General features: G+C 70.5%; 18 protein-coding genes, 1 other RNA gene and 1 pseudogene. 9 read left to right on the top strand and 11 right to left on the bottom strand.

The genetic code is table 11. The features are described from left to right. Positions 1–252: 252 nt before the first annotated feature. Genes VT52_RS14555 through VT52_RS14565 form a run of 3 tightly spaced genes read right to left on the bottom strand, consistent with a single transcriptional unit; the run spans position 253 to position 1,631 of the window. Positions 253–564 carry a WXG100 family type VII secretion target gene (locus VT52_RS14555; protein WP_046422755.1) on the bottom strand — a complete coding sequence of 104 codons (312 nt, stop codon included), beginning with the start codon at positions 562–564 and terminating at the stop codon, positions 253–255. 43 nt (positions 565–607) lie between these two features. Next, positions 608–1,033, bottom strand: coding sequence for a WXG100 family type VII secretion target (locus VT52_RS14560; protein WP_046422754.1), 426 nt, complete (start codon positions 1,031–1,033; stop codon positions 608–610). Positions 1,034–1,082: 49 nt separating this feature from the next. Further along, positions 1,083–1,631: an ATP-binding protein gene (locus tag VT52_RS14565; RefSeq protein ID WP_420856282.1), complete on the bottom strand. Its 549-nt coding sequence runs from the start codon at positions 1,629–1,631 to the stop codon at positions 1,083–1,085. Between the two features lie 149 nt (positions 1,632–1,780). Between VT52_RS14565 and VT52_RS14570 the strand changes: the two genes are divergently transcribed. Both VT52_RS14570 and VT52_RS14575 read left to right on the top strand, forming a co-directional pair. Beyond that, positions 1,781–2,629 (top strand): helix-turn-helix domain-containing protein, encoded by an 849-nt coding sequence (locus VT52_RS14570; protein WP_046422780.1) that lies wholly within the window; start codon positions 1,781–1,783, stop codon positions 2,627–2,629. Further along, the gene (locus tag VT52_RS14575) at positions 2,626–2,841 is read left to right on the top strand and encodes a DUF397 domain-containing protein (protein WP_046422751.1); all 216 of its coding nucleotides are present in this window, start codon (positions 2,626–2,628) and stop codon (positions 2,839–2,841) included. The genes VT52_RS14570 and VT52_RS14575 overlap by 4 nt, the downstream gene beginning before the upstream one ends. A gap of 262 nt (positions 2,842–3,103) precedes the next feature. On the opposite strand, the gene VT52_RS14580 is transcribed toward VT52_RS14575, so the two are convergent. Continuing rightward, on the bottom strand, positions 3,104–4,090 hold the full coding sequence (locus tag VT52_RS14580; protein ID WP_046422749.1) for an alpha/beta fold hydrolase: 987 nt from the start codon (positions 4,088–4,090) through the stop codon (positions 3,104–3,106). A gap of 143 nt (positions 4,091–4,233) precedes the next feature. Between VT52_RS14580 and VT52_RS14585 the strand changes: the two genes are divergently transcribed. From VT52_RS14585 to VT52_RS14595, 3 genes are all read left to right on the top strand, one after another. Beyond that, on the top strand, positions 4,234–4,872 hold the full coding sequence (locus tag VT52_RS14585; RefSeq protein ID WP_046422747.1) for a helix-turn-helix transcriptional regulator: 639 nt from the start codon (positions 4,234–4,236) through the stop codon (positions 4,870–4,872). Positions 4,873–4,874: 2 nt separating this feature from the next. Then, a complete protein-coding gene (locus tag VT52_RS37565; protein WP_046422746.1) occupies positions 4,875–5,081 on the top strand; it encodes a hypothetical protein in 207 nt (68 codons plus the stop codon). 402 nt (positions 5,082–5,483) lie between these two features. Further along, complete coding sequence (locus VT52_RS14595; protein WP_046422744.1) at positions 5,484–6,158, top strand: hypothetical protein; 675 nt, start codon at positions 5,484–5,486, stop codon at positions 6,156–6,158. A 32-nt stretch (positions 6,159–6,190) separates the two neighbouring features. Here VT52_RS14595 and VT52_RS14600 read toward each other — a convergent pair whose 3' ends face one another. Continuing rightward, positions 6,191–8,080 carry a DUF2075 domain-containing protein gene (locus tag VT52_RS14600; RefSeq protein WP_046422742.1) on the bottom strand — a complete coding sequence of 630 codons (1,890 nt, stop codon included), beginning with the start codon at positions 8,078–8,080 and terminating at the stop codon, positions 6,191–6,193. Between the two features lie 548 nt (positions 8,081–8,628). On the opposite strand from VT52_RS14600, the gene VT52_RS14605 reads away from it, so the two are divergent. Next, the gene (locus tag VT52_RS14605) at positions 8,629–8,862 is read left to right on the top strand and encodes a hypothetical protein (RefSeq protein ID WP_046422740.1); all 234 of its coding nucleotides are present in this window, start codon (positions 8,629–8,631) and stop codon (positions 8,860–8,862) included. Positions 8,863–8,996: 134 nt separating this feature from the next. Here VT52_RS14605 and VT52_RS14610 read toward each other — a convergent pair whose 3' ends face one another. After that, positions 8,997–11,147, bottom strand: coding sequence for a tetratricopeptide repeat protein (locus tag VT52_RS14610; RefSeq protein ID WP_046422739.1), 2,151 nt, complete (start codon positions 11,145–11,147; stop codon positions 8,997–8,999). Further along, on the bottom strand, positions 11,144–11,554 hold the full coding sequence (locus VT52_RS14615; RefSeq protein ID WP_046422738.1) for a hypothetical protein: 411 nt from the start codon (positions 11,552–11,554) through the stop codon (positions 11,144–11,146). Before VT52_RS14615 ends, VT52_RS14610 begins: the two co-directional genes overlap by 4 nt. Before the next feature lie 231 nt (positions 11,555–11,785). Here VT52_RS14615 and VT52_RS14620 point away from each other — a divergent pair, with 231 nt between their 5' ends. After that, entirely contained in the window at positions 11,786–12,055 is a 270-nt protein-coding gene (locus tag VT52_RS14620; protein ID WP_071387448.1) for a hypothetical protein, read from the top strand. Then, the gene (locus VT52_RS14625; protein WP_046422737.1) at positions 12,048–12,686 is read left to right on the top strand and encodes a DUF6879 family protein; all 639 of its coding nucleotides are present in this window, start codon (positions 12,048–12,050) and stop codon (positions 12,684–12,686) included. The genes VT52_RS14620 and VT52_RS14625 overlap by 8 nt, the downstream gene beginning before the upstream one ends. 128 nt (positions 12,687–12,814) lie before the next feature. Here the strand turns inward: VT52_RS14625 and rnpB are convergent. The 4 genes and pseudogenes from rnpB to VT52_RS14645 form a co-directional block, all read right to left on the bottom strand. Beyond that, positions 12,815–13,232, bottom strand: an RNA gene (gene rnpB, locus VT52_RS14630) — RNase P RNA component class A. A gap of 115 nt (positions 13,233–13,347) precedes the next feature. After that, positions 13,348–14,127 (bottom strand): annotated as a pseudogene (locus tag VT52_RS39700) (DMT family transporter); the annotation flags it as partial. Between the two features lie 22 nt (positions 14,128–14,149). Further along, positions 14,150–15,019, bottom strand: a complete 870-nt coding sequence (locus tag VT52_RS14640; RefSeq protein ID WP_046422734.1) for an AraC family transcriptional regulator — start codon at positions 15,017–15,019, stop codon at positions 14,150–14,152. A gap of 107 nt (positions 15,020–15,126) precedes the next feature. Beyond that, positions 15,127–15,771 carry a TetR/AcrR family transcriptional regulator gene (locus VT52_RS14645; RefSeq protein ID WP_046422733.1) on the bottom strand — a complete coding sequence of 215 codons (645 nt, stop codon included), beginning with the start codon at positions 15,769–15,771 and terminating at the stop codon, positions 15,127–15,129. 47 nt (positions 15,772–15,818) lie between these two features. Here VT52_RS14645 and VT52_RS14650 point away from each other — a divergent pair, with 47 nt between their 5' ends. Further along, a complete protein-coding gene (locus tag VT52_RS14650; RefSeq protein ID WP_046422732.1) occupies positions 15,819–17,393 on the top strand; it encodes an FAD-dependent monooxygenase in 1,575 nt (524 codons plus the stop codon). Positions 17,394–17,401: the final 8 nt, after the last annotated feature.

Consider the following 17,401-nt stretch of genomic DNA (forward strand, 5'->3'; position numbering starts at 1 on the left):
CCACCCTTTCAATCTCAGCGTCACTTCCCGGTGCGGCCTGCTTCAGCTGCTCCCGCTCCCACTTGCGGCGGGCGTCGGACGGCCGGCCGTCAGCGCCTGTGGGAGGGGGCGGCGGCGGCTTGTAGTTCGGATCCGGGGACGTCCCGGGACTGGGACTCGGCAGCTTGGGCGAGCTCGGCTTGGAGTTCGTAGGGTGCGGGTCGGCCGAGGGGCTGGCAGAGGGAGACGGCTGTGGCGGGGGTGGGGTCGCCATCAGGCCGCCCCCCAGCCACGCAGTACTGCACGGTGCGCCGCTGCATAGTTGGCGTGACCGGTGATCACGTACGCGTGCAGCCACTTCTGAGCAGCCTGGAGATCCTGGGCAGAGCGGTCCCACTCATCGAGCTTCTGCACGAAGATCTCGCGGGCTTCGCCCTTCCAGGACAGGACGACCGGTTCCGCACGGTCGAAAAGATCCTCCAGCTTGCCGTTGAGTTGTTTGAGGATGTCCTCCAGGTCCACGGCGAGTTCGTGGAGCGTGGCGAACGAGACGGTGATGTGGTCGTCGTCGGCACCGGTCGACATGTTTCCCCCTTGTTGTCGGTCACGCGGTGGTGGGACGGGTGTGTCAGAAGCCGTCCAGGCTGCTGTGCGGGCGCGTCGACGCGTCGTCCGCGGCGGTGTTCGGCGTGGACAGCTTGTCTACCTCGCTGTCGATGTCCACGTGGATACGCCGCATCTCCTCCAGGACGTGCAGGTCATCACCGCTGAAGCCGTCACGGCTCAGCCGCACCGCCTGCTCCAGACCCTTCATCACTTCCCGGATCCGCACGGCGTCCTCGGCCGCGGCGCGGTGGAAGTCCCGGTACGCCGTGGCCGCGGGCCCCCGCCAGCCGGCCTCGACGCGGTCGACCAACTCGTCCATGCGACGGATCTGTTGGTCGAGATGGCTCTGCATGTGGTCGAGGTCGTTCGCCAGCTTGGTGAGGTCCTCGGACGACACATGCAGGTCGGCACCCTGCTGCCGGCCCCGCCCCGTCCCCCGCGTGCCCATGTCGTGTCTCCCCCCGGTCACCGAAGGTACAAGCATCCCGTCGGCAGGCTCATTCTACGGCGGCCCCCTCGGAAGGCCCCCTCTCTGCCGGGGGCGCGGTCCGCGGGAGCACGTACTCCGCCCACACCGTCTTGCCGGGGCCCTCGGCACGCGGGCGCCAGCCCCAGCGGACCGCCAGGTGGGACACGAGGAGGAGTCCACGGCCGGATTCCTCGGTACCGGCGCCCTCGGGCGCGACGGGGCGGTGCTCGGGGAGGCGTTCGCCCCGGGTGTCGGTGGCTTCGACACGAACGGTCCCGGAGAGGGGCGCCAGGTGGAGACCGAAGTGGAAGTCCCGGCCGGGTACGCGACCGTGCCGTACGGCGTTCGCGGAGAGTTCGGCGACGATCAGCACGATGTCGTCGTGCGGCCCGGTGCCGTACGGGACGCCCCAGGCGTCCAGCCGTACGGCGGCCAGCCTGCGGGCGAGGCGGGCCCCGCGCGGGGTGGAGGTGAAGCGCATCCGGAAGGTGCGGTCCGGCTGCTCCACCGAGGGCAAGGGGGCGGCTGGGGTCGTCAGTTGGGTGGCGCCAGCAGTGCTGGCGGGTTTCGTCGTCACACTGATCACGGTGCCGCTGGTGGCGTAGCGTGACGAGTGGTGACGCACTGACGCCCACCGGCTGTACGTGCGTTGTGTCCACGAGTACGAGGCGTGCGGCGTGACGGCTTTCCCCTGCGGGGCGTTGGCCGGGTGAGGCGGTGGTGGAGATGACGGAGAACGCGGATACGGCGGCGGAAGCCGGGGCGGTGCCGGAGGGTGCCGGGACGGGTGTCGTCGCGGCCTTCGGGCAGACCCTGAAGACCCTGCGGCTGCGAGCGGGGCTGGACCGGGCGGAGTGCGGACGGCGGATCGGCTACTCGGCCTCCACGGTCGCCTCGTTCGAACAGGGACGGAGGATTCCGTCGCCGAAGACGATCGACAAGGCCGACGAGGCGCTGGGCGCGGGCGGGCTGCTGAGTGTGTGGAAGGAGGAGGTGGAGAGGGCCCAGTATCCGGTGTTCTTCCAGGGGATGGCCCAGTTGGAGAAGGAGGCCATCGAGCTCCTCATGTACGACACGCTCGTAGTCAACGGCCTGCTTCAGACCGAGGAGTACATGAGGGCGGTGCTGGGCATGCGGCGCCCCACTCTGAACCCTGAGGTCATCGAACAGCGAGTGGCCGCACGACTGGCCCGACAGGACATCTTCGACCGGCGCCCCTCGCCGTTGCTGAGTTTCGTGATGTGCGAGTCGGTGCTACGACGTCGGCTCGGCGGCAACAGTGTGGCACGGGGCCAGTTGGAGCACCTGCTCCTGGTCGGCCAGAAGCAGGACGTCGAGCTTCAGGTACTGCCACTCGACTGCGTCGAACACGCGGGCGTGGACGGTCCGTTCACCGGCGTCACGCGCGACGACGGCAAGAAGTTCGTGTACGCCGAGTCACAGGGCACCAGCAGTCTGGAGACCGACCCGAAACGAGCCGCTCTCGTTGCCGCACGCTATGGGATCATCCGATCGCAGGCACTCACGCCGCGAGAGTCCATGGAATTCATCGAAGGGTTGCTGGGAGAGCTATGAACAACGCTGAGTCCTCGACCAACGCACCCATCCTCGCCTGGTTCAAGAGCAGCTACAGCGGGGCCGAGGGCGGTCAGTGCGTAGAGGTCGCGGCCGGTACGGCAACCGTCCACATCCGTGACTCCAAGGCCGTCGCCGGGCCCGTGCTCACCGTGTCGCGTGAGGCGTGGGCGGGGTTCGTCGGGCCGGCCTCGTCGGAGCGGGGCGTCTGACGCTCGTACGACGCCGAGAGCCCTGCCAGGTCCCTCGGGGACGGCAGGGCTCTCGGGTACGTCGGCTCGCACGCGGTGTCCGGACCGAGCGGCCTGGCTGGCCACGGGGCACGTCGACGGATCGTTCGCAGTTGACGAGCCCACCTCGGTGAGCGGAATGACGGCCGCGCTCACCCCGGTCACCGGCAAGGCGGCCGGCCTGTGAGAAAGCCGTACCGCTTTGTGAGTGGGTGTCCGGGGCCGGCTGCTCGGCCTGTCCGGTTCAGCTCCCGAGGGTGGCGAGCCAGTCGGTCAGCAGGCGGTTGACCTCGTCGGGGCGTTCCTGCTGGATCCAGTGGCCGCAGTCTTCCAGCAGGTGGGAGGCGGTCAGGGCGGGGAGGGTGGTGGGGTAGGCGTCGATGGCGTCGGCCATCCAGGTGGTGGAGGCGTCCAGGGCGCCGCCGATGAACAGGGACGGCTGCTTGATCGGGGCTCCGTGGTGGGAGGCGAGGTCTGCCCAGTCGCGGTCCATGTTGCGATAGCGGTTGAGGGCGCCGGTCAGACCCGTGCGCTCGAACTCCGCGGCGTAGCAGTCGAGGTCGTCCTCGCTCAGCCAGGCAGGGAGCCTGCCTGCGGGAAAGCGGTCGCGCAGTCGGCCGCCGTGGGCGACGAAGTGCGGGTCGGGCTCGCCCTGGGCGGGCATGGTGTCGGCGGACAGTGCCGCGTAGAAGCCGGCGAGCCAGCCCCGGACGTCGGGCTCGATCTCCGCCTCGGCACGGCCGGGCTCCTGGAAGTAGGAGACGTAGAACTCCTGCTCGGGGCCGCCGATACGGCCGAAGACGGTGGTGGGGCGGGGGCCGCCCGGCGGCGCGTAGGGGACGCTCAGCAGGCCGACGGCGCGGAAGACCTCCGGGTGGAGCAGGGCGGAGGAGGCGGCGATGTTCGAGCCCCAGTCATGGCCGACGACCACCGCGCTCTCCTCGCCGAGGGCGCGCACCGCGGCGACGTTGTCCCGCACCAGGTCGAGCATCCGGTAGGCGTCGGTCGCCGCGGGCTTGGAGGAGCGGCCGTAGCCGCGCACGTCGATCGCCACCGCCCGGTAGCCGGCGGCGGCGAGGGCCGGGAGCTGGCGGCGCCAGGAGTACCAGGACTCGGGGAAGCCGTGCACGAGCAGGACCAGCGGGCCGGTGCCCTGCTCGACCAGGTGCAGGCGCCCGGCCGGGGCCTCGATGGTCCTGTGGCGGAAGTCAGCGGCCGGTTCGTGCTGCATGGGCTGCTCCTCGGTTCGCGGGTGGACGCGGTCACCTGCCGATCATGCGGCGCGGCGGCCTCCCGTCGCGAGCAGCGTTGCCATTCTGGCAAGCTCGCAGGACACAGGGCTACTGAGCGGCGCGGCCGGAAGGAGCGGGAACGGTGGCAGGCGACGGCTTGGACGGCGTGCCGACGGCGATGGGGCCCAGGCTGCGCGCCGCACGCGAGCGGCACGGCGCCACGCTCGCCGGTGTCAGCCGTGCGACGGGCATCTCGCCGAGCACGCTGTCGCGGATCGAGACCGGCCGGCGCAAGCCCACCCTGGAGGTCGTGCTGCGGCTGGCGAAGGAGTACGGCGTCTCCCTGGACGAACTGGCCGGCACCGCCCCCGCTCCCGCGGTCGGGCCGCGCACCTCGGCGCCGCTGAGCTTCGGGGACGACAAGGCGGTGCTGCCGCTCACCCGGTACGTCGGCGGCTTGCACGCTCACAAGCACGTACTGCCCGCAGTCGAGGATCCGCCCGCGCGGCCCCGGCAGATCTCCCACGAGGGCTACGAGTGGCTGTGCGTCCTGTACGGGCGACTGTGGCTCGCGCTCGGCGACCAGGATCTTTTCCTGACCGCCGGGGACGTCGCCGAGTTCGACACCCGCACCCCGCACGGGGTGGCGAACGCCGGCCCCGGCGGGCCGGTCGAGTACCTGGTCCTGTTCGGGCCGCAGGGCGAACGACTGCGGCCGCGGACCCCGCCGTTCCCCGGTCGCGGTCCGGCGGCGAGCACGCTGAGGAACTGCGGGGAGTAGCCATGTCCCTGCTGCATCAGCGTGACCAGGCTCTGGTAGCCGCGCGCCTGCCGGCCGTGTCCCTCGGCGACCGTGTTGATCTTGTCCCCGGCAGCCTTGAGGCCGTACCCGTCGGCGCCGTGTTCCCTGACGTCGTCGCCGAACTCGATGCAGAACTGGGCGTCGTCGGTCCTCGGCCAGTTGCCGAAGGCGTCGTCGTAACCCCTTGAACCGCAGGGCACCAGTGGGGCGGCCAGCCCTCCGCGGCGACCGGGTCGTCGGCGAGACTCACCAGGCTCTCCGCCCAAGCGGATCGCTCCGTCAGCGAGGCGTCGACACCACGGAAGTGCCGCCGACGTGCGGCCGGATGAGGCACCATACGGCGCCTCGCGCTCAGCGTGAGCAGTTCACGCGCCGCCAGCTTCAGCAGGAGCACGGACACGAAGTGGTGCCCCCAGGGCACGAGTGACTCGTGCGGGTGGGGCATGTCCCTAGGGAAGCCCGTCGGGCCGCAACCGGTACCGGTGATCTAGGACGACCGCTCGGGGAGAAATCACGTGGCAGCTGGCCGGCCCGGTCCATGAACACCGTGGCCGGATCGGTCTGTCAGTGGCTCGGGCTTGAATGACCTCATGACCGTTCACGACGCCGCCGCGGCCCTGCCGGACATCCGCGGCCTGCGGCACGCATGCCGTTCCCTCGCCTTGGCCGAGGCCGTGTTGAACCCCGGGGGCTACCGGTACCACTCCTTCGGCGCACACTGGTCGGAGACCGAGGAGGTCTTCTCGATGCGAAACGGCAGCGGGGACGAGTTCGACATCGTTTTCTCTCCCGTCGGCGCATACATACGCGGATTCGACCACGAGTCACCGATGAGTCCGTACGCGGACGACACGGTCTGGCCGGGCGTGCTCGACTCGGTTCCCGGGGTCTTCCGCGCTCAGATCGAGGAGCCCGCGTTCATGGACGACGGCGTGCCCCGGGTCACCTTCTGCCTGTGGCGTCAGACAGGTGACCCGAAATGGCACGCTGGTCGGATCGACTTCCCCAGTGGCCACCCGGACCCCGACGGCTCGGGTTGGATGCTCAGCCTGCCGACGGACCCCACGACGGAGACGTTCCGGTCGTTCGCCGAGGACTACTACGAGCAGCCCGTCGATCTCCAAGCCTTGCGCCACATCTTCGGCGAGCGGCCGCTGACGAGCGAGATCGTCGCTCGCCTGAATCCCCTCGCGTCCTTCGAGGACATCGCGAAGGAGGCAGAGCTGATGGGGTGTTCGGTCGCTCCGTCCCGCGGGTCTTCCTGATCCGTTCCGGCTGCCTTCTCCGCCCTCTGGGGTCAGACCTGCGCGGGCTGCCGCTGCAACCCTCCGCTCACCAGGTCGCGCAGCTTCTGTCGCGTCTCCGGGTCCGTCGAGTACACGATGGTGCCGACCATGCCCCGGGTCAGCAGGACCTTGTACGTGTTGCGGATCAGCCGGTCGACGTCGGTGTCGGGAGTGGACTTTCTGAAGACCGGGTCCTTGGACTCGGTACGGTCCGTGACCCAGCGGTCACCGCGCCAGACCAGGTCCGGGCCGATGATCACGCCGGACCAGTCGTACTCGAAACCCTGGGCGGTGTAGACGCAGCCGACCTGTCCGAAGCCGGCCGGGTCGGTGGCCCACAGGGCGGCCGGGGGCGCGCCTGAGACGGAACGCTCACCGCGCAGGTTCCAGGGACGGGCCCAGTCACCGATGACGACATCGGGCGGGAGCGGATCGCCGGGCTTGGGCTCCGGGGACCAGCGCCAGCAATAGCCCGCGGACATACGGGCGCCGTAGTCATGGCTGCGACGGGCTTCGAGGAAGGCTTCCATCTCCTGCGGACTTTCGGCGACCAGCAACTGCATGCGGCCGTCGGGCTCCCACCCGACCGGGCCGCCCGGTTCCAGGCCGAGGAGACGGACCACCCAGCGCAGATAGGCGTCACTGCCGCCGCAGCGGAACTGGCTGTCCAGGGGAACGACGCTGCAAGGGATGCCCCGCCTCGCCGCCGCGGCCTTGATCTCGGCCACGGTGCCCATCTCGCCGGGGCGGACGACCTGGTGCTCGTCGAGGAAGAAGACGGGCACGTAGGCGACGTCGATGAGTTCGTCGATCTGTGCCCTGCCGGTACGGTTCTCGGCGCGCGTGAAGCGGTTGGCCGAGGTCTCCCGGATGCGGTGCGCCTCGTCGCATATCAGCGCGCCCAAGCTGTTCTTCTCGGCCGTCATGAAGCTGTTGAAGTACTTGAACAGGTCCTGGACTTCCCGCTTGCGGGCTCCGGCGACCTTCCTCATCGTCTTCGTGAACGACTGCGAGCCGGTGGCGTGCAGGGCCGGAACGCCGCGCCGGTAGAGCTCGCCGAGCAGTTGGAGAGCGATGACGCTCTTGCCGGTACCGGGGCCGCCCGTGACGATGACGACCTCTTTGCGGTCGGCGTGCTTCGCCTTCTCCACCGCGTTGAGCACCATGCGGTAGGCGACCTGCTGCTCGTCGAGGAGGACGAACTGCGTACGCTCGCGCACCTCCTCGGCAGCCACCGACATGAGCTGCTTGGACGGCACCGTAGCGCCCGCACGGAGTTCGTCCGCTGCCTGCGCCCCTGCGTGCTTGTCGCTCAGCCTCGAACGAAGGTGGTCGAGGAAGGCGCCGCGGCGTTCCTCGGTGAAGAGCAGTCCGTGGCCGTCACGCTCGATCTCCCGCAGTCCGCTCACGCCGAACTCGGTGGCATTGTGCAGATACGCCACTCCGGCCACCCGGTGCGTGTGTTCGGCCACCGCCCCGTTGAAATTGACGAGGTACTGGCAGTAGCGGCGCACCTGCTCGATGGGGTTGAGGACCGGCTGGGCATAGGCGCCGACATGACACAGGGTGGGGTCGTCCTCGTGAGGCAGTGCCTGGCTCCACTGCTTCAGTTCCACCACGACGTAGGACGGCTCTCCCGTGACCGGGTGCACCCCGGCCAGGACGACGTCGGCACGCTTGCTGTTCAGAGGGAGGGCATACTCCAGCATGACCTCCACGTCGCCCAGGCCGGCGTCGTTGAGTGCGGCGGCCAGGACAGGGATGCTGCGCTCCCAGGAACGCATCTCCGAGGCGCCGGGCCGATAGCCGTGCATGTGGACGAACTTGTCGGTGAGGTGCAGAAACAGCGAACCGTCGAGTGCCATGACGGCGACCGTTTTCGCGGACGCGCGGAACAGCAAGGACTTCCCCCAGGCAGCACGAAAAGACTCGTGCGGGTGGGGGCATGTCCTTCGAGACTCCACCGTGGTGGAGCGGAAGCCCGTCGGGCCGCGTTGACGATGCGTCTGAGGGTACCTGGCGGTGCCGACAGCCGTAGCGGTGGTCGGCGGTGGTCAAGGGCGGGGACCCTCTCTCAGGCAAAGCCGCAGGAGGCGGCGGACGAGTCGGGCTGTACAGCTGTTGCACGCTGTCCGAGTCGAGGACAAACCGCTTGGCCTGCCGGCAGCCGAGGGTGACGTAAAGCCAGGCAAGGAACTCGTAGCGGTGCGCCGCCTCGGGCACCGAGAAGCACGACTGCGGTTGCTAGCCTGGCAGGCGCACGCCAACAGAGGTGTGACGGGGAGAGGGTTCATGTCCGGCCGCAGCGGACACTCTCGGCAAGGACCTGGGGCGAACATGTCCAGAACTTTCCGGTCCGGCTGGCGGGACTCGAAGCAGCCGGGAACAAGGTAGCCGTCGGGTACGGGCACGGTCAGAAGGCTCGCGGTTACAAAGCCTCGCCACGCTCATGCAGCAGGGACACGGCTACTCCCCCCGGTTCGTCGCCGACGTCACCGACGACATGATCGCCACGGAGAAGAAGAACCCGGACGTCTGGGATCTCCATGCCAAGTTCGACGGGAAGGACGGCGACGGCCGGTTCGCGAACGACCCCGTCGACGGCGCGCTCGAAGTCATGCAGAGCAGCGCCACGCTCACGACCTGTTGGCCGCTCTTCCGCAAGGCGTCGGCAAGACGGTGATCAGTAATCGCGTCACCGACTGTTCGCGGGCCATGGGCGCGTACGACGGGGTCCGCGCGCTCGAAGCCAACAGGCCGAACGTGCTCCACGTCGTGCGGCCGACCCGCGCCGTGCACCGTCCGCGCATCCCGCTCTCATGCGTCGGGGGGCCGCGGCGGACGCCATCGACCCGATCGGTACTCCTCCAGCAGCCGACGGCTCGCGACGGTGAAAGGGTGCTCGGGCCCCAGGTCACGTTCGCGCCGGACGACAACATCGGTCATCAGCTCGATCCCCGTGCCCAGGTGGCCGAGCGCGGACCGGGTCCGGGAGTGGAGTTGCCGGGCCGCGAGCACGATCGGGTACTCCGGCCCGAAGCGCCGTACATACGCTTCGGCGACCAGCCGCATCTCCTCGTCGGCCTCCTCGTAACGGCCCAGGAGGTACAACGCCCAGGCGTGGTTGTGTCCGGCGCCCAGCGTCACCGTGTGATCGGGGCCGAGAAGCCGGGCGCATTCCGACGGCAGCGAGAGCAGCGTTCCGCCTTCTTCGGTGACCACCTCGCAGGCGGGCAGCATCTCCAGCAGACTGGCGCGGGCGCGCAGGGTCAGGGGGTGTCCGGGGCCCAGTGCCCTGTGCCGGCCGCTGACGACGGTCCGGAGGAGTGCGAGCGATTCCTCGCGGCTGCCGAGGTTCGCCAGCACGAGCTGAAGGCCGTAGCAGCTGTCCAAGGCGTCGGGGTCGTCAGCTCCGAACAGTCTTTCCTGAACAGCGCGGACACCGCGAAGCGACCTTTCGGCTTCGGCGTATCTGCCCAGTCGGAACAGCGCCCGGCCGGCTCTGGAGCGGGCGGCCAGCACCAGGCGGTGATCCGCGCCGAGCGACTGCTGTGCGAGGTCCGCCGAGGTACGGGAGGTGTCCCAGGCAGAGAGGTAGTCGCCGGTGCGGTGCAGGGCGATCGACAGCCGGGTCGCGACGGCGAGGGCAGTGGTCCGAGCGGAGGGTTCGCCGGCGTGCCGCAGCAGGGCGAGCGCATGAGGTACCAGCAGTCGCAGCCGCGGATCATGGGGGCCCGCGTCCGGCATGCCGGGAACGGCCGAGTCGAGCAGCCGGACGGCCGTGGTGTCGAGCGCTGGTATCCGTTCCGCGGGTGTCGCCGTCGAGACGCTGTCGAGCAGTACTCCATGGCTCTGTACGCAGCGCACGCCGACGTCGACCAGGTCGGTCAACGACTGGTCGAGAAGGGCTCTCAGCGCTGTTTCGGTACGGGCACGGGGGAGCACGACGCCGATGTCGGCATGGTTGAGCAAGGACAGTGGCAGCGGCTCCGGAGCGAACCGGGCCAGCAGTCTGAGCAGTGCCGCCGCTTCGGGCAGCCCGCGCGCCTCGAACGCGTCGAGTGTCAGCTGCCAGGTCAGACCGACCAGGTGCCGTGGATCCGCCTCGGACAGCGCATCGGCTCCTCGGTCGATGAGCTGGACTCGTTCGTCTTCGTCGAGATGATGCCCGTAGGCCTCCAACGTCCAGGGGTCGAGCACCTGATGGGAGAGGAAACCGCCGGCCAGGGTGAGGGCGAGTGGCAGCCTCCCGAGCCGGTCCGCGATCCGCGCCGCCTGCTCGGCCGTACCACTGCCCGGGGCTAGGTCGCGCAGGACGAGTGCGGCGTCCTCTCGCGGTAGCACTCCGATGTGCTGCAGTTCGGCCCCGGGCCACCACCGAGCGGCTGCTCGGGTGGTCACCACGACAGTGCCACGCGGGCTGGTACGCAGCCAGCTGCCGTCCCGCAGGATCTCGGGCTCGTCGGCGTTGTCGAGGACCAGCAGCCAGGCCTCGGCGGACCGGTCGAGATGATGCCAGACGAGATCGGCCGCGGGACGAAGGCCGTTACGAGCGGCCAGCAGTTCACCGTCGGCCGCGCCCCGGTCCGCGGCGACGGCCAGCATGCCGGCGCGCAGGCTCGCCCGGTCGGAAGCGTTGACCCACAGTCCCACTCGGCCGTAGTCACCGGTGGCCAGCTGGAAGAAGTCGCAGGCGACCGCTGTCTTGCCGCAGCCGCCCATGCCGTAGAGCACGTAGACCTCGCCACCGCGGCCTGTCTCGACGCTTGTACGCAGGCGTTCCATCACCTCGGTGCGATCGCGCAGCACGACCGGAGGACGTCCGACCGCCGGGCGGCGGACCGAGTCCGGCCCTCTCACCCCGGTCGTGTCGACGCCGTAGTGGTGGTGCTCGTTGATGTGCTGGTCGCCCGACGCTTGGTAGACACGCCCCCGGTCCTCGGCGTGACCGTCCATCCCGCCCGTCATCGCTCACTGATGTGCTGGTCTCGTCCCGCCTGGTAGACCCGCGCATGACCGGACGCCGTGGCGCGCTGGGTGACCGGCCGGCAGGCGGTGCCGTCAGGATCGAGTTCGGCCAGCAGCGCGCGCAGTTCCCCGACGGCGGCAGGTCGGGCGACGATCAGCCGCCGCACCAGCCCCTGCCACTGCAGACGCAGCTCGTTCAGCGTCTCCTGGTCATTCGCCACCATGGCGGCCAGAACGTCCTCGCGGCCGGCCTCCAACTCGGCGGCCACGGTCTCGGCACGCTCGGGCTGCATCCGGCGCCAGAGCTGTGTGAGCCCGTCGCGAGTGCGGTGCCACGCATCGGTCGCCATCAGTGTGATCAAGGTGGTTCCCGCGCTCTGGGCGAGCGAGGTCACTTCCGGATCCACAGCGACCCCTCCATTCAACCGATTTTCCGACAGCGCGACGGAAAAGTCGTCTCCCGTCAGGCATTGGCGCGATTCCTCTACCGATCAATATCGTTCCGCTTGGGTCGGGATGAGACAAGAAAGCGTCTCTCCGCGCCACTTCGACCACAGACCGGACTTGACACATGGTCAGGCGACGTCGTCAGGCGCTACAGTACCGCCACCCGACCGTTCGAGGGGGCGACGACGGTAGTGACCAGGCCATGGGAAGCGGATCCGGCCACGACTTTCAAGAAGCGTCTGGGAAAGTCACCCCAAGAGCTGGGGAACACGACCGGCACACCTGACTGCCCCGACATCTGGGAACTCGCCAACGGCGACATCGCCGTCATCGGCCGGGACCTCACCCAGTCACTCGGTGCCAAGCTGCCCGACGGGGTCTCGATCGGCGCGGACGAACGACTCGTGGTCATCCCGAGGAACATGATCGTCGCGGCGAAACCGGATATTCCCAGTGTTTGATTCCTTTCCCAGCGGTGCTTCCGAGCGCATGGACCGTCCGGCGTATCACGCGGACTTCGGCCGCGTCTACAACAGCGGCGTCGGCTTTCTGAACAAGCTCGAACGCGGGCAGCATTTCAAGGAGCGGGGCTTCGCCAGCTGGGAGGCTTTCGCCGCCGGCGACTGGTCGAAGGCGCTGTCCCTCGCCGATGAGAGGCGCGATGACTACGCCCAGGAACTGCAGAAAGCGGCACGTCTGGGCGTTCGACACCGTCGTCTTCGTGTCGTGGAGTTCCCGGTCACGCCGTATGTGCAGTGGGAATTCTTCGTGCTGCGGACGCGTGTGGATCTGGGTGACGAAATCAAGGCGCTCGATGCCCGCGGGATCTCGGAGATCGAGAAGGATGGCCCAGTTCCCGAGGTGGTGATTCTCGGAGACGCGGTCATGTACGAGGTGGTTTACGACGACGACGGGAACGCGGCAGGCGCCAATCGCTTCACCGAGCGATCGTTGATCAGGGAAACGTCTCTCGGGTTCGACGCACTCTACAAGCGCGGTGAAGACTTCTACGATTTCTTCGCCCGGGAGATCGCCCCGCTTGCTCCGCCGCCGGGCCTCGGCGCGCAGAAGAGCTCTCGCGATTCACGGTGATCAGCGGGGAAGTGTCGTCCGCGTCGTACCCGGTGAAGAGCAGTCCGTGGCCGTCACGCTCGATCTCCCGCAGCCCGCTCGGTGATACCTGGCCGTGCCGACAGACGTGCCGGTGATCGCGGGGGCGGCAGACGAGTCGGGCTGTACGCCGGGTTCTGTTCCCCGGGTCCCTCGCGGGGTCCGGGGCGACGGCCATCCATCTAGGGCCGGCGTTGCCGCCGGCCTCGTGCGGTCTACCCGCGGACTCGGGCGGGCAGCCCTCGAACGTCCGCGCAGAGCGCTTTTCACGGCGCTCCTTTTGACCTTGCTCCGGGTGGGGTTTACCTAGCTGCCCAGGTCGCCCTGGGCACTGGTGGTCTCTTACACCACCGTTTCACCCTTACCTGGACCGCCCTCGAAAGAGCGCAGTCCCGGCGGTCTGCTTTCTGTGGCACTGTCCCGCGGGTCACCCCGGGTGGCCGTTAGCCATCACCCTGCCCTGTGGAGCCCGGACGTTCCTCGGGAAGCCCCCCTAGGGGGACTCCACGCGGCCGTCCGCCCGGCTCGTCTGCCGTGCCGACCATGGTACCGGTCGTGTGCGCCGCCGCGGACCGGCCGCCGTCGCCAGCACCGAGCCCGCCAGGATGAACACGAAGGCCAGCAGCACGGTGGGGGTCAGGGGCTCGTGCAGGAAGGCCGCGCCCGCGGCGACCGCCACGGCCGGGTTCACGTAGGTGATGACCGTGGCGCGGGTGGGGCCCGCCTCCTTGATCAGTTCCAGGAACGCCACGAAGGCGAGGGCCGTGCAGATCACGCCCAGTGCGGCGAGGGCGGCGAGGGCCTGGGGGGAGGGGAGCGCCGTCGGGTGGGTGAGGGCGGCGGCGGGGGCGTAGACCAGGGCGGCCAGGGTGAGGCAGGGCGCCGTCAGGTGCAGGGAGGGGACCTCCCCCAGGTGGCGGGCGGCTATCAGGGGCGCCGTGGCGTAGCCCACGACGGTGAGCAGGACCTCGGCGAGGGACCGGGCGTCGCCGCCGGTGAGGTGGGGCAGGGCCAGGACCGCGACCCCGGCGAGGCCCAGGGTGAGGCCGGCCAGCCGCCGCGGGCTGAAATGCTCCGCCGTACCGAGGAAGCGGGCCGCGAGGAGGCCCACGATCGGCACCCCCGCGATCAGCAGGCCCGACGTGGAGCTGGACAGGTGCCGTTCGGCGTCGGTGAGGGTGAACCAGGGGACGACGATCTCCAGGACCGCGAAGGCCAGCATGGGGCGCCAGTGGGTGCGGATCGTGCGGGGCAGGCCGCCCTGGCGCAGGGCGAACGGCAGCAGCAGCGCCGCGCCCAGCGCGCAGCGGGTGAACACCAGGACGGGCGGCGACACCTCGGCCACCGCGACCTTGATCAGCAGATAGGGGATGCCCCAGACCACTCCCATCAGGGAGAACAGGAACCAGCCACGTGCAGTCATGCGGCGAGTCTCGGCCACCTCCTCAGCGGGTGTCTTGAACGCTGTTGCGGTGCACCGCCTGGACGCTGTGGCGGTACACCGCCGGGGTCACCCCGAGCACCCTGCGGAACCAGCGGGTCAGATGCGCCTGGTCCGCGAAACCGACCAGGCCCGCCACCTCCGCCGGCCGCAGCCCCGCCTCCAGCAGCGCCCGCGCCCTGCTCACCCGATGCTGGGCCAGCCAGGCGTACGGCGGTACGCCCGTCGCCGTGCGGAAGGCCCGCAGCAGCTGGTACCGGGAGAGGCCGAGGTCGGCGGCGAGCGAGGCGAGCGTCGGCGGCGCGGTCAGCTCGTCGGCGAGCCGGTCGCGGACCGTCCGCGCGATACCGGCCGCGCCGGGCACCCGGTCGTGGAGCGGCCGCGCGGAGGAATGCCGCCGGGCGAGCGCGGTGAGCAGCCAGGGCAGCCGGGACTCGGCCTCCAGCGGGTCCGGGCAGGCGCTGAGCTCGGCGTGCGCGCGGGCCAGCGCCAGGGCCAGCTCCGGGTCGTCCAGCAGGGGTTCGGGAAAGTGCGGGGCGCCCCCGGCGGTGCCCTCCCCCAGCAGGGACGGCTCGGCGTAGAGCGCGCGGTAGGCGTACCCGTCGGTGGTGTTGCCGGGTCCGCCGGTGTGCATCTCGCCGGGGTCCAGTACGACGATCGTCCCGGCGCCGGTGCGTATGTGGCCGCCCCGGTAGTCGATCACCTCGTACCCGCCGACGCAGACGCCGATCGTGTACTCGTCGTGGGCGTGCGGGGCGTAGGTGTGCCGGCGGAAGCTCGCGGTGAGCAGGTCGAGGGGCGGGCCCTGGTGGCCGAGTCTGGCCCGTCGCCACAGGGCCCGCTCGGGCCCGGATGCGATCACTGCTTCGGTCATGGGACGCCCCCTCGTCGTACGGCGGCCGCGCCGCCCGCCATGGGAACGCCGGCCGGGCCCCGCTTCCTTCCGCGCGGGTCGGCGCGGACTCCCCGCGGTCAGGCGCCTCAGCCGTCGAGCCCCGTCCCCTCCAGCGCGGCGAACGCCGACTCCAGACGGGCCCGGTGGTCCTCGGCCACCCGTTCCACCGGTTCACCGGCGAGGAGCCGGCGGGCGGTGGTCACGAAGACCGTGCGGTACGCGGCGACGGCGAGGGCCGCGAGGAGGTCCGGGTCGGGCGTGCCGGCGTCGGCGAGGGCCGCCGCGAGCGCCGTCTCCACCTCCTCGACGCCCTCGCGGGCGCGGGCGCGCAGGGCCGGGGAGCCGAGGACTACGCGCCAGAAGGGGACGTAGCCCTTCCCCACGGCGCTCAACGGGTGCCGTTCGCCGAGGAGCCGGAGGGCCAGCCGGCGCAGGGCGGTCAACGGGGGTTCGTCCGGGGCGCGGTCGCGCACGGCGGTGGCGAAGAGGTCGGCCGCCTCGGGGATGCGGTCGAGGAACAGGTCCTCCTTGCGCGGGAAGTAGTTGAAGACCGTCATGGCGGAGACGCCCGCCGCGCGGGCCACCTCGGCGACCGTCACCGCGTCGAAGCCGCGCTCGCCGAACAGCGACGTCGCGATGTCCGAGATCCGCCGGCGCGTCGCGCGCTTCTTGCGCTCCCTCAGCGGGAGCGGGTTCTCGCCGTCCGGCTCGTCGTCCAGCTCATCGTTCATGAAAAAACTATAGCGGATAAAAACTTTTAGTGGCTATAGTCCGGCTCATGACGACGACAGACGGCACGGAACACGGCACTCGGTACGACGTGGTGGTGGCCGGCGCCGGCCCCGTGGGACTCTTCCTCGCCGGTGAGCTGAGGCTCGGCGGGGCCTCACGGGTGCTGGTGGTGGAGCGGCTGACCGAGGTGGACGAGACGATCAAGGCGGGCTGGATCAACAACCCGAGCGTGGTCGCCCTGAACCGGCGGGGGCTGCTGCCCGAGCTGACGGCGGCACGGGAGGCAGTGCGGGAGCGGCTCCGGGCGTTCCGGGACGGCGAGGACGGCGTCGATGCGGCGGAACGCCCCAGGTTCGCCGGGCACTTCGCCGGGATCATGCTGGACCCCGAGCGGTTCGACGGCTCCGGCCCCGAGTGGGCGGACGTCGATCCCGCCGCCGGCCCCGGACTCGTGCTGCCGCAGGCCGAGTTGGAGCGGGTGCTGGGCCGCTGGGCCGAGCGGCTCGGGGTGGAGGTGCGCCGGGGCGTGGAGCTGACCGGCTTCACGGAGGACGGGGCCGGGGTCGCCGTACATCTGGACGGGCAGACCGTGCACACGGACCGGCTGGTCGGCTGCGACGGCGGCCGGAGCACGGTGCGCAGGCTGGCCGGGTTCGAGTTCCCGGGCACGGCACCGGAGATCACCGGCTACCAGGCACTGGCCGAACTGCGCGGTGCCGAGCGGCTGAAGGCCGGCTGGAACACCACGGACGTGGGGACGTACGCGCACGGTCCGTTCCCCGGGCGCGTGGTCACCGTCGAGTTCGACAGCCCGCCGGCCGACCGGTACGCGCCCGTCACCGCCGAGGAGTTGGAGGCGAGCCTGCGCCGGGTCTCGGGCGTGCCGGAGCTGAGCGTCACCGGGGTGCGCACGGCGACCCGGTTCACGGACAACGCCCGGCAGGCCACCGAGTACCGCAGGGGCCGGGTGCTGCTCGCGGGCGACGCGGCGCATGTGCACTCGCCGTTCGGCGGGCAGGGGCTCAACCTCGGGCTCGGGGACGCGCTGAACCTCGGCTGGAAGCTCGCCGCGGTCGTCCGGGGCCGGGCGCCCGAGTCGCTGCTGGACACCTACACCGCCGAACGGCATCCGGTCGGCGCCTGGGTGCTCGACTGGACCCGCGCCCAGATAGCGCTGATGCGCCCGGACCGGCACGCCCGCGCGCTGCGCCGGGTGGTCGAGGACCTCGCGGGAAGCAGCGCCGGCACGACCTACCTGGTCAACCGCGTCTCCGGGGTCTGGCAGCGCTACGACCTGCCCGGCGGCCACCCGCTGACCGGCGCGAGCGCCCCCGACCTCCCGCTGTCCGACGGCACCCGCCTGGGCGAGCACCTGCGCACCGGCCGCCCGCTCCTCCTCGACCTCACCGGCTTCCCCGCCCTGCGCGCCCTGGCCGCCCCCTACGCCGACCGGCTGACCGTCCTCACCGCCACCTGTCCGGCCAGGCCCGCCCTCGGGGCCCTCCTCGTCCGTCCGGACGGCTTCGTGGCGTGGGCGGCCGACGCGGACGGGGAGGCGAAGGAGGACGGACTGACCGCGGCCTTGGAGCGCTGGGTGGGGACCGCGGGGGCCACCGCCTGACCCTGCCG

This window comes from Streptomyces malaysiense, from assembly GCF_000980885.2.
Taxonomy (GTDB): domain Bacteria; phylum Actinomycetota; class Actinomycetes; order Streptomycetales; family Streptomycetaceae; genus Streptomyces; species Streptomyces malaysiense.